Annotated in this window: 12 protein-coding genes; 3 read left to right on the forward strand and 9 right to left on the reverse strand. The window is 50.0% G+C overall.

Features of this window, described 5'->3' with window-relative positions; translation table 11 throughout:
* The first annotated feature begins 8 nt into the window (after nucleotides 1–8).
* Nucleotides 9–380, forward strand: coding sequence for a DUF1801 domain-containing protein (locus BMW79_RS22665; RefSeq protein WP_089898369.1), 372 nt, complete (start codon nucleotides 9–11; stop codon nucleotides 378–380).
* On the opposite strand, the gene BMW79_RS22670 is transcribed toward BMW79_RS22665, so the two are convergent.
* Nucleotides 373–1473, reverse strand: coding sequence for a glycosyltransferase family 2 protein (locus tag BMW79_RS22670; RefSeq protein ID WP_177192291.1), 1101 nt, complete (start codon nucleotides 1471–1473; stop codon nucleotides 373–375). The genes BMW79_RS22665 and BMW79_RS22670 overlap by 8 nt on opposite strands.
* Nucleotides 1474–1570: 97 nt before the next feature.
* On the opposite strand from BMW79_RS22670, the gene BMW79_RS22675 reads away from it, so the two are divergent.
* Both BMW79_RS22675 and aspA read left to right on the forward strand, forming a co-directional pair.
* Nucleotides 1571–2578 (forward strand): RNA ligase (ATP), encoded by a 1008-nt coding sequence (locus tag BMW79_RS22675; protein ID WP_089898370.1) that lies wholly within the window; start codon nucleotides 1571–1573, stop codon nucleotides 2576–2578.
* Between the two features lie 157 nt (nucleotides 2579–2735).
* Nucleotides 2736–4145 carry an aspartate ammonia-lyase gene (gene aspA, locus BMW79_RS22680; RefSeq protein WP_089898373.1) on the forward strand — a complete coding sequence of 470 codons (1410 nt, stop codon included), beginning with the start codon at nucleotides 2736–2738 and terminating at the stop codon, nucleotides 4143–4145.
* A gap of 189 nt (nucleotides 4146–4334) precedes the next feature.
* Here aspA and BMW79_RS22685 read toward each other — a convergent pair whose 3' ends face one another.
* The 8 genes from BMW79_RS22685 to BMW79_RS22720 form a co-directional block, all read right to left on the reverse strand.
* Nucleotides 4335–5384 carry a cyclic nucleotide-binding domain-containing protein gene (locus tag BMW79_RS22685; protein ID WP_177192292.1) on the reverse strand — a complete coding sequence of 350 codons (1050 nt, stop codon included), beginning with the start codon at nucleotides 5382–5384 and terminating at the stop codon, nucleotides 4335–4337.
* 226 nt (nucleotides 5385–5610) lie between these two features.
* A complete protein-coding gene (locus BMW79_RS22690) occupies nucleotides 5611–6798 on the reverse strand; it encodes a M20 metallopeptidase family protein (protein ID WP_089898377.1) in 1188 nt (395 codons plus the stop codon).
* A complete protein-coding gene (locus BMW79_RS22695) occupies nucleotides 6791–7864 on the reverse strand; it encodes a dihydrodipicolinate synthase family protein (RefSeq protein ID WP_245752638.1) in 1074 nt (357 codons plus the stop codon). The genes BMW79_RS22690 and BMW79_RS22695 overlap by 8 nt, the downstream gene beginning before the upstream one ends.
* 24 nt (nucleotides 7865–7888) lie before the next feature.
* Nucleotides 7889–8905 (reverse strand): NAD-dependent epimerase/dehydratase family protein, encoded by a 1017-nt coding sequence (locus BMW79_RS22700; RefSeq protein WP_089904105.1) that lies wholly within the window; start codon nucleotides 8903–8905, stop codon nucleotides 7889–7891.
* Between the two features lie 88 nt (nucleotides 8906–8993).
* Nucleotides 8994–10352, reverse strand: coding sequence for a sugar MFS transporter (locus BMW79_RS22705; protein ID WP_089898379.1), 1359 nt, complete (start codon nucleotides 10350–10352; stop codon nucleotides 8994–8996).
* 27 nt (nucleotides 10353–10379) lie between these two features.
* On the reverse strand, nucleotides 10380–11720 hold the full coding sequence (locus tag BMW79_RS22710; protein ID WP_089898381.1) for a Gfo/Idh/MocA family protein: 1341 nt from the start codon (nucleotides 11718–11720) through the stop codon (nucleotides 10380–10382).
* Between the two features lie 33 nt (nucleotides 11721–11753).
* Nucleotides 11754–12782: a Gfo/Idh/MocA family protein gene (locus BMW79_RS22715; protein ID WP_089898382.1), complete on the reverse strand. Its 1029-nt coding sequence runs from the start codon at nucleotides 12780–12782 to the stop codon at nucleotides 11754–11756.
* Nucleotides 12783–12801: 19 nt separating this feature from the next.
* Entirely contained in the window at nucleotides 12802–14160 is a 1359-nt protein-coding gene (locus tag BMW79_RS22720) for a putative oxidoreductase C-terminal domain-containing protein (RefSeq protein ID WP_089904108.1), read from the reverse strand.
* Nucleotide 14161: the final 1 nt, after the last annotated feature.

The raw sequence follows: 14161 nt of genomic DNA on the forward strand, positions 1-14161 counted from the left end.
TTTCACATATGCTCCGGGACATAGACGCATGGTTTGAAAATAAATCTGAGCCCGCCAAAGGCTGTCTGCTCGCTATGCGCACCTTGCTCGTCCATTACAATCCCCATATCACAGAAGCCTGGAAATACCGCATGCCTTTCTATTGCTATGATGGAAAAATGTGCTGTTATCTGTGGACAGATAAAAAAACCGGCCAGCCCTATCTCGGTATAGTAGAAGGTAAAAACATTCACCACCCCTTGCTGCAACCCGGCGAACGGGCACGCATGAGTATTCTCCCGCTCTCCCCTGCAGCAGATCTGCCGATGGATACCCTCCGGGAAATCCTGGATAAAATGCTGCGCTGGTACGAAACAGCCGCTAAGAAACGACTTAAATAAAGATCAGGGCGGCTATTAACAGCAGGTAGATCACCAGTTTAATAATCCGCCACCTGTTGGTGCGGAAATGGCGGGGTCTCGTAAAGTCAATATTGATCCGTTTCAGGAAATAACCCGGCTTACCGGCACGCATGATCGTTTTGAACAAACCCCATTCGTTACTGCATCGCAGCAAAGTCATATAATACCCGGTTTTCAACTCCCGGAATCCCATACCATAAGCGCGAATATAGTTAATCACCATATCTATCAGGGGAATAGCCAGTAACAGGATCACCCATTTTTCCCAGCTGAGATATAAAAAAAACAGCGGGGCACTTAACAACACCAGTAACAACCCTTCCACGGGGTTGGGAAATGCGTACCAGGTAAATTGTTTAAAGCGGGGCAGCAACAGCGCCATGCCCTCTCCATAACGTTCAAAACGTTTATAATGAGGTTGCCCGTCGTGCCACCAGGGATGAACTGCCCTGGCTTCTTTTACACAAATAAAACGGGCATTATTACGCAGACAGATCTGCGCGGGCAAATCAACATCTTCTCCTCCTCCACTCTTCGGGAAAATGGCAGAAAAACGTAGTTCCTGCATGGCCGCACGGTTATACATCATGTTGGCCGTAACGCCCCACATAAACTCATCCTTTCTGTTGGCGATGGTAAAGATAGAAGTAAGTCCGGCAGCGGTTAACGCCCGTGTAAAAGTATTCATGGGCGCAGGAAAATCCGTCAGCCCAATAAAACCAATCGATCCCGGATGGGCCTCGATGGCTTTCACATATTGAAACAAGATGTCATCATCTGCTACAATGTCGTCATCCAGGAATAACATCCAGTCTCCACTACCTGCATTAATACCTTTATTCCGGCTTTCTGCCGCTCCCAGATTTTCAGGATTTATAAAAAGATGAATTTCGCCTGATGCTGCCAGTCGCAGTATTTCCTGGCCAGGCTGCACCGTCGGATTATCTACAATCACGTAGTAGTTAAACCGCCAGCCGGCAGGCTTTGGCAAATGAAATAAAGGCAATAAATATTGTTCATCCAACCGGAAAGAAGGAATAATAATATCAATAGAATTAGAAGACATCAACATAGGGCGCGAAGATAAATAACATTCCAGTGTGTTTCGCGAAGCAAAAAAAATATATATTTGCAGCCGTTTATTTGTTAACCCGTAAAAACTACACCCAATGGAACGAATCCTGGCGTCTATCGTTGTGATAGACGACGTAGCGCCAATACCCGGCGCTGATCTCATAGAAGTAGCCACTGTTAAAGGCTGGAAACTGGTGATCAAAAAAGGGGAATACCAACCTGGCGACGCCGCTATCTATTGTGAAATAGATTCCTTTCTGCCAGTTACACCTGATTTTGAATTCCTGCGGAAAAGCTCTTACCGCAAAATGGGCGATACAGAAGGATTTCGCCTGAAAACCCTGAAGCTGCGCGGACAGATCTCCCAGGGCCTCCTGCTGCCGGTAGATATGCTTAACGGCCACGTCCACACGCTGGGAGAAGATGTTACGGCCAAACTGGGCATTATCAAGTACGAAGCACCGATACCAGCCAGCCTGGCGGGGATTATGAAAGGTGGCTTTCCTTCTTTTATCCCTAAAACAGATGAAGAAAGAATACAGAATCTCAGCGGAGAATATGATACTTTCCGTACCCATCCCTGTTACGTCACAGAAAAACTGGATGGTTCTTCCGTGACTTATTACCACCGTGATGGCGAATTTGGCGTATGTTCCCGCAACCTGGAACTACGGGAAAGTGATGATAATACCCTGTGGAAAGTAGCCAGAAAGCTGGATATTCCCGGTAAACTGGCGGCTCTTGGCAGCAACATCGCCGTGCAGGGTGAACTGATCGGCGAAGGCATACAAGGCAATCCTTATGATCTGCGCGGACAAACGGTTTACTTCTTCAACGCGTTCAATATCAACGCAGGAGAATACCTGTCGATGCCCGCATTCCTGGCACTGATGCAGGAACTTACACTGCAACACGTACCAGTGCTGGAAGAAACATTCCTGCTGCCGGATACCATCGGCGAACTGCTGTCATTCGCAGAAGGTGCAGCCCTGTTGTCGCCAGCCAACAAAAGAGTAGAACGGGAAGGCCTGGTGATCCGCTCTGCCGATCGTCGTATATCCTTCAAAGTTATCTCCAACAAATTCCTGCTCGGAGAGGCGTAACTGCCGGCGGCTGTTGTGTTTCGTAAAACACGACAGCCCGCCTGACCAGGATCATCCCATCCCTGACCATCGTCATTTCCCACCTCTTTGCCTGGATGTACTTTTGTGTAGTAAGATTGAATGAAAAACAATTACTCCACAAAAAAAATCGCATCATATGAACCAGGCATTCAGAATAGAACACGACTTCTTAGGCGAAAAAGCCATCGATGACAGCGTTTACTACGGTATTCAAACACTGCGTGCCATTGAAAATTTCCATATCACCGGTATGCCGGTATCCAATGAACCTGTTTTTATCAGGGCACTGGGTTATGTAAAAAAAGCGGCCGCCATGGCCAATAAAGACCTGGGCGTTATTCCCGCCGATGTGGCAGATGCTATTATATACGCCAGCAACAAACTGATCAACGGCGCTTATACGGACCAGTTCCCCACCGATATGATCCAGGGTGGTGCAGGTACCTCCGTGAATATGAACGCCAATGAGGTGATCGCCAACCTCGGCCTTGAATACATGGGACATGAAAAGGGACAGTACGAATTCTTACATCCCAACAACCATGTCAATTGCTCTCAAAGCACGAACGACGCTTATCCTACGGCCTTCCGTATAGCTTTATACTTTAAGATCAACGGCTTCATTGCCGCACTCGATGAATTACAGCAATCTTTTGCCCGCAAAGGCAGCGAGTTTGCACAGGTATTGAAAATGGGCCGCACCCAGTTACAGGACGCCGTTCCCATGAGCCTTGGCGCTGAGTTCAACGCCTTCGCCACTACCCTGCGGGAAGATGTACAACGACTCCGGGAAATACAGGCACTACTCACTGAGGTAAACATGGGCGCTACCGCCATCGGTACCGCTATCAATGCACCGGCAGGCTATCCTGAACTGGTGACACAATACCTCGGCGAAATCACCGGCTTGCCGGTTGTACTCGCGGAAGACCTGATAGAAGCCACTTCCGATACCGGCGCCTTTGTACTGGTATCCGGTATGCTCAAACGAACCGCCATCAAGTTATCGAAAATATGTAACGACTTAAGGCTGTTATCTTCCGGACCACGGGTAGGACTAAACGAAATTAACCTGCCACAGATGCAGCCCGGATCTTCCATCATGCCAGGTAAAGTAAACCCGGTGATTCCGGAAGTGGTAAACCAGACCGCCTACTATGTAATAGGTGCTGATCTTACCATCACTATGGCCGCAGAAGCAGGACAGCTGCAACTCAACGTCATGGAGCCGGTGATCGCTTTCAGCCTGTTCAACATGCTGACTTACCTGCAAAATGCCGCCGATACACTCCGCGAAAAATGCGTGGATGGTATTACGGCCAACGAAGAAGCCTGCCGGCAAATGGTAATGAACAGTGTAGGTATTGTGACCGCCCTGAATCCGTTACTGGGTTATGAAACCTGCGCGGCTATTGCGAAAGAAGCCTTAAGTACCGGTAAATCCGTACACGACATCGCCGTCACCGAAAAACATTATATCACACAGGCACAGTGGGACGAAATCTATTCCTTCGAGAATATGATCCACCCGCAATACCTGAATTAAACATGGCTTAACCAGCATCCTATAAGGTATGATCCGCCTCCGCAAGGAGGCGGGGATTACCAACCTTCAAAAACTTGCTTGTTCATAGTAGATAAATGGCATAACCTGCGGGTGACAGAGAGAAAAGGCCCGTGAGAATGATGCAGGAGTGCTTGCAGACCGGTATACGGAAGTGTACCGGTTTTTGCATTAATGGAAAGCCAGTTCCTCCAGCCGGGCGGCATCGAGGATCGTAATGCCCCCGTTACGGATAGCAATGAGTTTTTCGCTTTTAAAATCGCCCAGGGTACGGATCAGCGACTCCGTAGCCGTACCCGCCACAGCAGCCAGTTCGTCGCGCGTGATGTTGATCGTGAAATCACCACTATCCTGCTGCTGGTACTTATTACGGAGGTGGATCAATGCACTGGCCACTTTCTTCCGCAGCGTATCATACGCAATGCCCAGTAACCGCTCTTCTTTTTCCGTAACATTCTGTGCAAGCAAACGGACAAACTGTTTGATGAGATAAGGGGTACTGTTAAATATCTCTTCTGCATCTTTTCTCGGTATCAATACAATTTCGGCGTCTTCCATCACAATAGCAGTGGCTTTGTAAGGCGTATCTTCCAGCATGGCCACATACCCGAAGAAATCCCCTTTGCGGTAAAGACCGATCACCAGGTCTTTCCCGTCTTCATGTGTTTTTACCGTTTTTACTTTTCCCTCCCGGATATAATACAGGAAACGGGGATTACCGCCTTCCCTGTACACCGTTTCATGTGGGGTCAGCTGCACCGTGTTGCGGTTCTCGGTAAACTCACGGATCATTGCCTTCAGGTCCTGCCGCGCGTCTTCCGCCGGTGCTGGCGTAGCAGCAGCCAGTGGGCGCTGGTATCGCTGCAGACGGTTTTCTATCGTGAGCAGTAAATCGTTGTTGGAAAAAGGGGAAATCAGGTAATCATCTGCGCCCAGGTTCATGGCTGCCCTGAAATTGCGGGCGTTGTATTTGTCTGCCAGGAGAATCACCGGCACATTTTCCAGCAGGGGATCTTTACGAAGTGTACAAATGACACCTGATCCGTCTATACCGTTCATATTCGCTTCACAGAGGATCATATCCGGATGCTGCTCCTGTGCCCGGGCAATGCCATCCTTACCATTCGCAGCGGTTATTACCTCATAATGATTGAGTTGCAACAGTTCCGCGATATTTTCAGGCAATTGCCGGAGGTTCCCGATTAACAGAATTTTTTGCATGTTATAAAAATACGGGAAAACATTCATGCATAAAAAAAGGGGTGGTAAGAATACCTCCCCTTAATATTTTAACCATATCCTATGAAAAACCTGAAACAAAGATATATTCATCCACGTTAGTTGCCCACCTTATTTCGTGAACGCATAATTATTGTCCGTGAATGCTAAGAATCGGCCGCTGTTAACCGCCCATTAACAAATTAATAAGCGTGCAACCCACACTTGATTAGTTGCCCAGCGTTTTTAATGCGAGATAAGACATAAGTCCGGCGCCGGTTTCCAGTGCCTGCTCTTCTGCATCAAAAGTAGCCGTGTGCAAACCCGATACCATTCCTTTGCTTTCATTACGAACACCCAACCGGTAAAAACAGGCATCGGCCACCTGGGAATAGGAAGCAAAATCTTCTGCTGCCATCCAGATATCCAGTTCTTCTACCTGTTCCGCACCGAGATAGTCTTCGGCATGCGCCCTGCTCGCAGCGGTGATTTTATCTTCGTTGATTAACACAGGATATCCTCTTTCTATTTTAATATCACAGGAGCCTTCCATACTTTCTGCTATGGAGATGGCCATCTTTTTAATCTTTTCATGTGCCGCACTGCGCCAGGTCTCATCCAGCGAGCGGAAAGTGCCTTCCAGCTTCACTTCATCCGGAATCACATTACTGGCGCCGTTGGCAATCATTTTACCAAACGACAGCACCGATGGCAGCAGCGGATTGGCCCGGCGGCTCACAATCTGCTGCAGGGCAATCACGATATGACAGGCAATCACCACCGGGTCTATTCCCAGGTGGGGCATCGCGCCATGACCACCCTTTCCTTTCACCGTAATGGAAATTTCATCATTGCTGGCCATATAGCGCCCGGAACGGAATCCCACCTTGCCTGCCGCCAGTTCCGGCATTACATGCTGCCCCAGGATATGCTGCGGACGCGGATTTTCCAGTACGCCCGCCTTTATCATCAGGCTGGCGCCGCCCGGGATCACCTCTTCTGCCGGCTGGAAAATAAACTTCACCGTGCCGGAAAACTCAGGCTTCATCTGGCTCAGAATACCCGCCACGCCCAACAGCGAGGCTGTATGTACATCATGACCGCAGGCATGCATCACTCCCTCGTTCTGAGAGCGGTACGGCACCTGGTTGAGTTCAAAAATGGGCAGCGCATCAATATCTGCCCGGAGGGCCACTATCTTATCCGATGGAGCGGCGCCTCCCTGCAATAAAGCAACAATACCGGTATCAGCCATCCTTTCAAAAGGAATATCCAGGGCGCGCAACTTCTCTTCAATGAAAAGTGCCGTCTGGTACTCCCGGTAGGAAAGTTCCGGATGGGTGTGCAGGTGGCGGCGGTTGGCCGTTGCCTCCTCCAGCAGTCCGCTGGCTAATTGCCGTATTCTCTCTTTAAGCATGTAACAGTAAGTTTTTATTATGCGCTTCTGATAAAAAATCTTTTACAAATTCATCGTCTGTCAGGTGCGGATAGGCGGCGGTAACGCGGTCTATTTCTTCCGTTTGCCCGGGCGACAATACCTCATGATCTTCCAGGCACCAGGTACCTTCCATCAGTCCCTGTCTGCGCAATACCTCATGGATACCCGCAATGGAACCCCGGAAAGCATGGGATGGATCGAAGATCGCCGCGTTCATATCTGTTACGGCAATGCCCTCTTTCAGCAACTCCCCTGCCCCTTTATAATCTTCAAGTATACAATTTTTTATCCGGTCGAAAAGACCTGCTACTTTTTCGGTCCATACCGACCAGTGCCCGAGCAGGCCTCCGGCAAACCCTTTTTCCACGGTTTCACCATTTACCCGGAAGCGATAGGTCGTGAGCAGGTCCGCCACAATATTATCGTCATTCCCCGTGTATAAGGCGATCTTTTCGCGCCTGGAGGAACACGCCACTGCCCTAACCACATCCAGTGTCTGATAACGGTTAAAAGGGGCTGTTTTGATGGCTTTTACACCCGGGATCTCTGCCAGCTGCGCCCAGAAGTCGTAACTGAAAATACGGCCGCCCACAGACGGCTGCAGGTAAAACCCGAATACAGGAATCACCTCCGCCACGGCCCGCACATGCGTCAACAGCGCCTCTTCCGTCTGTGCCTGTAGTCCGCCCAAACTCAGCAACCCGATATGATACCCGTATTTCAGCGCAATTTCTGCTTCTTTCAGCGCCTGTTCCGTAGGCCCGCAGATGCCCGCCACTTTGATAAAGGGTCTGCTCAGCCCTGCAGCGGCAATCTCTTCTGCTGCCAGCCGCAACACCGGCTCATAGAGATTAATATCCGGGCGGCGGATGGCAAACTGGGTGGTATGCACGCCCACCGCCACACCACCTACCCCGCTGGCAATATAGTAGCGGGTGAGCAGGCGTTGCCTGTTTTCGTTTAGCCGGCGGTGTTGGTCCAGCGCCAGCGGATGTGCGGGAATAATTGTGCCGCTATATAGTAATTGTTCAACTGCAGATTCCATCATCATACTTTTTAATAGAAGAATTTAAAACTGGCCTTCGCGTTCCTGGAAATGAGTAGCCTTCTGGATAGTACGCCCCCCTTCTTCCAGCCAGGCAGCCGTGAGCTGTATCATTTGCAGCAGCGATACTTTCGGATAACCAAACAGGCGGAAACTCTCGGCGGCATTACTCAACAGCGCAGTTGGCTGTTCTTCTCCGGAAAACAGCGGTGCTTTACCGAATATCTTCCCGAATTCTTTGGCGATCCACCTTACAGGCGCGGTTTCCGGGCCGGTGATGTTCAGGATCTTCGACGGCGTACTGCAATGCAGTAAACTACGCAGCGCCATTTCATTCGCATCGCCCTGCCAGATCACGTTTACATGCCCCATACGGATATCGATGGCCCGCTCTTCCCTTACCGCTTTGGCAATTTCCAGCAATACACCGTAATGCAGGTCGTTGGCGTAATTGAGACGATATACCAGTACAGGCGTATTATACTTTCCGGAGAAGTGCTGGAAAATGCGCTCCCTGCCGAGGCAGGACTGGCCATACTCACCGATAGGCGCCGCTGCCACACTTTCATCAGCCCCGCCGGATATCACCGGTGTAAACGGATATACGTTACCGGTAGAATATACCACGATGCGGGAGTGCCTGAATTTCTCCGCCACCCTGCCCGGCAGATAGGTATTCATGGCCCAGGTAAAGGCTTCCTTACCGGTGGTGCCAAATTTGGTGCCCGCCAGGTACAGTACATTTTTCACGTCTGGCAATGCCTGCAGGTCTGCTTCGTTCAGCAGATCCGCCGCAATGGCTTCTACCCCCATAGCTTCCAGCTGTTCTTTCAGTCCGGGTTCAGTGAGGCGGGATACGCCGATCACCCGTTTCTTTACCCCACTGCGGTCTACCGCCTGTTTGGCCAGTTTGGCCAGGCTGGGGCCTATTTTTCCGCCCACACCAAGAATCAGGATGTCTCCTTCCATAGCGGCAATATCTGCCACCAGGGCATCAGATGGCAGCAACAGGCTGTCCACCAAAGCTTCCAGTTTTTTCATATGTTCTGTTATTTTTTTCGGGAGATGATGGACGCAGAAAGCCTGCCGGCGCTGCATGCATCGGGAAATGTGTTTCGTTTTATAGTGTTTATATACTTTTTATACTGCCGCTATGTTCAGGCCGCAGCTGCTTGCGCCAGCTTCTCAGTTTATGTCCGTAAAATGCGTAAAAGATCAGGTACAGATAGCAGGGAAACAGCACCAGGTAAGCCAGTTGCTCGTTGAAATGATCTGCCGCCAGTCCGTATACCACGGGCAACAGTGCGTTGCCGCAAAGTCCCATGATCATGAGCGAGCCACCTATTTTTGTAAAACGCCCCAATCCATCCAGTGCCAATGGCCATATACCCGCCCATACCAATGAATTGGCAAAGCCCAGCATCACCACAAACCAGATGGAAACATCTGTGGCATGTCCGAGTAAATTGCTTTCCCCATGCACAAATACAATGGCCAATGTAAACATCGCGCCCAGCACCGTACAGATCTTTAATGCGGTTACCTGGCTGATCACACGCGGTATCAGCGAGATACCGAGGAAATACCCGCAAATGGTCACGAACAGGGTATACGAAGGAAATGTTTTAGCCTCCAGCAGCGGTACTTTCATAGACACCGCATAACCGATAATAGTATCTATCGCCACTACCTGTGTACCTACATGCAGCAGAATCGCAAAGGCCCCCAGCACCAGGTGAGGAAACTGGAAGATGCTCGTTTTAGTAGCGTTTGCACTGGCTACCGTCGCATCTTCATGCTCCGTGTCTATTTCCGGCAAAGGGGAGAAACGCACCATACAACCAAGGGCAAACAATACCGCAGACACTACGCCATACGGCACAATTACCCGTTGGATCAGGGCATCCAGTTCGGCTTCTTTCGCACTGCCTGTCATATGTGCCAGTTGCTTGAAAAGCTCTCCGTCTGTAGGTCGCAGGATCACCGCAGCAAAGATCAATGGCGCTAAAATCCCGGCGCCCTTGTTGCACACACCCATAATACTGATCCTCGCCGCAGCACTTTCTTTCGGCCCCAGTATCGTGATGTAGGGATTGGCTGCGGTTTGCAATACCGCCAGTCCCAGCCCGATAATAAATAATCCTACCAGGAAAATTTCGTAAGTGCGTGTATACGCCGCGGGTACAAAGATCAAGGCTCCCAGCGACATCATCCAGAAACCCGTCATCATCCCCTTTTTGAAACCTACTGCTTTCAGCAGGTAAGAGGCGGGTACAGGCATGAACAGGTAAGAGATATAGAAAGCAAAAGCCACCAGGTAAGACTGGAAATTACTCAGCTCGCAGGCGATTTTGAAATAAGGGATCAGGATGGCATTGACCCAACTCACAAAACCAAATACAAAAAAGAGTAGTCCCACAATGAATATGGAAATAAGCGTGTCTCGCCTGCTGAGTGATCCTGCTGTTACGGTGGCTGTCTGTTTCATCGTTATATTTTTATTGCTTCGTATATACTAGAGCTTCGGTTCCCATCCTGGCTGGTATTCGCGTTGCCAGAGCTGCTGCGCTGCTTTATCATGCAGAATATGTCCATTGGCAGGATCTATATGCAGGGCATTGCCGGAACGCAGTGATATATTTCCCAGCTGGCAGAGCAGCGTGCTCTGGTGCCCGCTCAGGATATCGGCGTTCAGTGCAGTGCCATTACGGATACCATCAAAAAAGTTGTGGATATGCAACGCATCCAGCGTCTCCGCCGGGTTGGTCAGGTTACGCGGATCAATGATCACTTCGTTCTTTACCGTTTTTATTTCTTTGTTGTCCAGGTCGTAAATCGTGTAGGCGTTACCGTCGATCACCAGCGAACCTTTTTCCCCGTAGAAAATCACGCCCACAGAATTGCCTTCCACATTGCGGCCATTGCAACTGCGGCCCTCCCAGGTCATCATGGTATTGTTGGCAAATTCCAGGTTGATCACCTGGGTATCCGGTGTTTCCCAATCATCTTTATAACGGAAACGTCCCCCCGAAGAAGTGACACGGGTCGGATAATCCACGCCCAGGCCCCAACGCATCAGGTCAATCATATGTGTGCCATTGTTCAATGCTTCGCCGGTGCCCCAGTTCCAGAACCAGTGCCAGTTGTAGTGGATCAGGTTATCTTTGAAGGCACGGCGTGGCGCCGGCCCCTGCCACAGGTCGTAGTTCAGCCATTCCGGTACCGGCGCTTCCTTTCCAAAACCAATGGATTCGCGGTTATTGGTGTACCAGCCTTTCGCAAAGTAGGCACGGCCAATGGTTCCCTCTTTCACCTCCCGGATTGCAGCGGCTACATTGGGCCAGGATCTGCGCTGGTTCCCCATCTGGATCACCGTCTTATATTTCCCGGCTACCTTCACCAGCAGTTCGCCTTCATGCGGATTGTGACTACAGGGCTTTTCCAGGTATACATGTTTACCGGCTTTGGCAGCCAGGATAGCGGCAGGTGCATGCCAGTGATCCGGAGCAGCAATTACCAAAGCATCCATGTCTTTGTTCTCCAGCGCTTTCCTGAAATCAGGTATTGCTTTCGGGCGGATCTGCTGAATTTTGAATACACTTTCTATACACTTATCCGCAGCGCGACTATCTACATCTGATACCGAAACTATTTCACAATTGGCCTGTTTTGCATAATTATTGGCCAGCGCCAGTCCACGGGAATTCACTCCCATCATACCAATCCGGATCCTATCGTTGGAACCCATAATGCTGGCATAACTTTTTGCACTCATGCCCGGCAGAAAGCTGCTGATAGCGATAGCAGCGGTGCCCTGGGCGGTTTTCCTTATAAAATCTCTGCGGGAAGATGACATAGCTATACAATTATTTTGGTTGCGGAATGTGGCCTATAAATGTTTTCTGGCCCTTTTATACATTTCTTCCAGTTTTACCGGCGCGCCGTTTCTTCGCTTACTTTCTTCTGCGGCTTCCATGAAAGCCAGTATCTCCAGTGTTTCTTCCGGCTTTACCGGTGGCACACCCGTTCTGAAGAAAGTAGCAATCTGTTGCAGCAGTAATTCATATCCTTTAAATGGTCCCAATACCATACTGCCTTTTTCACCGAATACACGGCCCCCGAAATCGTCAGGACCACTGCGGGTACCGCGGAAAGTACCGATGCGGTCATCACTCCACATACCTACTGCCACATCGGTGTCGGCTGTATGAAAACGGGTGACGGTCCGGCAACCGGTACCCATCACCGTGTACAATGTTTCTACGCCATGGATGCCATACCAGAAAAAATCAGGATGCGTTTTTTCTGTTGCAGCCGGGCTATAAGTATCTGCACCCAGCACTTTACCAATGGCATGATCCCGCACCACCTGCTGCGCACTTTCCATAAAACGCAGGGAAGACGCCGAAAACACCGGTACGTTATACTGTGCTGCCGCGTTGAAAATCTTCATCCCGTCAGATAAAGACGCCGCCAGCGGCTTATCAATAAACAATTTCTTTCCTGCTTTGATCACCGGTAAAGCCTGCGCCAGGTGAGGCCGTCCATCGTTGGACTCCAGTAATACCACATCCACCTTGCTCAACAAATGCTCCATGGAATCTACGATCTCCACACCCATCTTCCGGATATCCTCCGTAAAACCGGGTAAGCGTTGCTGATTCAGCGCAATATCCGGGCTGGCCTGTGGAAAAGCGGCCACCACTTTCATATTTTCCAGTCCTGCTACAGGTGTAGCATTATTGAATGCTTTGGTGAATGCAACGGCGTGCGTGGTATCAAGACCAATAATACCGATCCTGATCACATCTTCCGCCACCCTACCATACAGGGGCCTGAAGCTGCTGAGCAACCCCGCTCCTATGCCGGTAATGGCAGCATTGCGTATAAATTTCCGTCTGTTATAATGGGTGGTCATGAAATGTGTTTTTATATCATTATTCCAATCGCTTCGCAACGGATAAAGCCTGTGTGGTGGTGTAATATTTTGCCAGCATCGCAGGTACTTCCCAGGCGGGCATCTCACCCGATTTAATATACCCCAGGAATTGCTGCATCACTTTTGCAAACAATAATTCATGTCCTTTCACCAATGCTTCCGGAATGACTACCTCCCATCCCTCCGGGCTTTCTTTCAGCGTAAGACCGGGATATTTATGTGTCAGCGTCTGGAATTGCGCTTTCAGTGTAGCCGTATCCGTGGTAAGCGGCCGGATATACAGTACCGGTTTGTATTGCTGTGCTTTGTCCTGCAGGATCACGAGTTCCGCTTTGCTGCCACGCAGCAGGGAATAATGTGTATCCCCTGTGCCGGCGGGTGCTTCATAATTCCATTGCACTTCTATGCGGGCATGTACACCACGGATCGTATAATCAAACGCACCATTGGCGTATACTTTCAGCATACTATCGGGTGTCAGCTCCTGCTGCAAGGCCGGGGTGAACCGGGGTTCACCGGTAATGGCGCTGTACTGCGGCAAACTCATCACCGTAGGCCAGGTAGTAGCTGCGTCGATATGAATATCTTTTTTGTAATCGAGTATCTGTTCCGGAAAGCAGGTCCATTGCACGAGATCTACCAGGTGAGTGGTTACATCCGTGATGCCTTCTCCCTGCTGCTTTACATCCATGTACCAGGAAGGCCGGATCATAGTTTTCCCAGCCACTGTTTTTTTGAAATGATGCACACTTTTCTTGATCACGGCAGGTGCGGCAGCAGTACCGGTTTGCAGGGTACCAAACAATTCCGGCAGTAGGGAAAGCTCCCGCTGCAGCGCGTTATGGATTTCAAAACGCTCTGTCATGATATCATACAACTGCACTTTGTTGACAGCTGCTTCTTTAAAAGCTGCCTGCAGGGAATCAAAACCGGCCGCATCGATTGCCATCGGTTTATCTGCCAGTACATGCATGCCGGCATGTACCGCGCTGCGGATGTAGTGTGGTTTCAGGCGGTTGTTACCTGCCAGCACCACGATGTTTCCGGGCTGGCATAAAAGCATCTTCTGCAGATAGTCGTTACCGGTATACACGTTGGTGCTCCAGTGTACCGTAGGACTATCCTTTTCATTAAACGCGGCTACCTGCCGCAGATACTGCTTTACTTCCGGCCCTTCCGGTGCGTATACCTGTATCACGGTATCTATTCCCGGATACATCTGTTGTTGTACCAGTGAAGCGTGGAAATGACCAGGATCAAGTGCAATCAGCTGCATGGGTGGCTGCATTTTAGATGGATGGGAACAAGACAACAACAAAGCTGCTGCCATAGCGCTAAAGATAATGTTTTGCTTCATC

Source organism: Chitinophaga arvensicola (assembly GCF_900110835.1).
Taxonomy (GTDB): Bacteria; Bacteroidota; Bacteroidia; order Chitinophagales; family Chitinophagaceae; genus Chitinophaga; species Chitinophaga arvensicola.

Bases quoted from the DNA above. Each gene is read 5' to 3' on its own strand.
- BMW79_RS22665 (WP_089898369.1), top strand. From the start codon at position 9: ATGCTCCGGGACATAGACGCATGGTTTGAAAATAAATCTGAGCCCGCC.
- BMW79_RS22670 (WP_177192291.1), bottom strand. From the start codon at position 1,473: ATGTTGATGTCTTCTAATTCTATTGATATTATTATTCCTTCTTTCCGG.
- BMW79_RS22675 (WP_089898370.1), top strand. From the start codon at position 1,571: ATGGAACGAATCCTGGCGTCTATCGTTGTGATAGACGACGTAGCGCCA.
- aspA (WP_089898373.1), top strand. From the start codon at position 2,736: ATGAACCAGGCATTCAGAATAGAACACGACTTCTTAGGCGAAAAAGCC.
- BMW79_RS22685 (WP_177192292.1), bottom strand. From the start codon at position 5,384: ATGCAAAAAATTCTGTTAATCGGGAACCTCCGGCAATTGCCTGAAAAT.
- BMW79_RS22690 (WP_089898377.1), bottom strand. From the start codon at position 6,798: ATGCTTAAAGAGAGAATACGGCAATTAGCCAGCGGACTGCTGGAGGAG.
- BMW79_RS22695 (WP_245752638.1), bottom strand. From the start codon at position 7,864: ATGGAATCTGCAGTTGAACAATTACTATATAGCGGCACAATTATTCCC.
- BMW79_RS22700 (WP_089904105.1), bottom strand. From the start codon at position 8,905: ATGAAAAAACTGGAAGCTTTGGTGGACAGCCTGTTGCTGCCATCTGAT.
- BMW79_RS22705 (WP_089898379.1), bottom strand. From the start codon at position 10,352: ATGAAACAGACAGCCACCGTAACAGCAGGATCACTCAGCAGGCGAGAC.
- BMW79_RS22710 (WP_089898381.1), bottom strand. From the start codon at position 11,720: ATGTCATCTTCCCGCAGAGATTTTATAAGGAAAACCGCCCAGGGCACC.
- BMW79_RS22715 (WP_089898382.1), bottom strand. From the start codon at position 12,782: ATGACCACCCATTATAACAGACGGAAATTTATACGCAATGCTGCCATT.
- BMW79_RS22720 (WP_089904108.1), bottom strand. From the start codon at position 14,160: ATGAAGCAAAACATTATCTTTAGCGCTATGGCAGCAGCTTTGTTGTTG.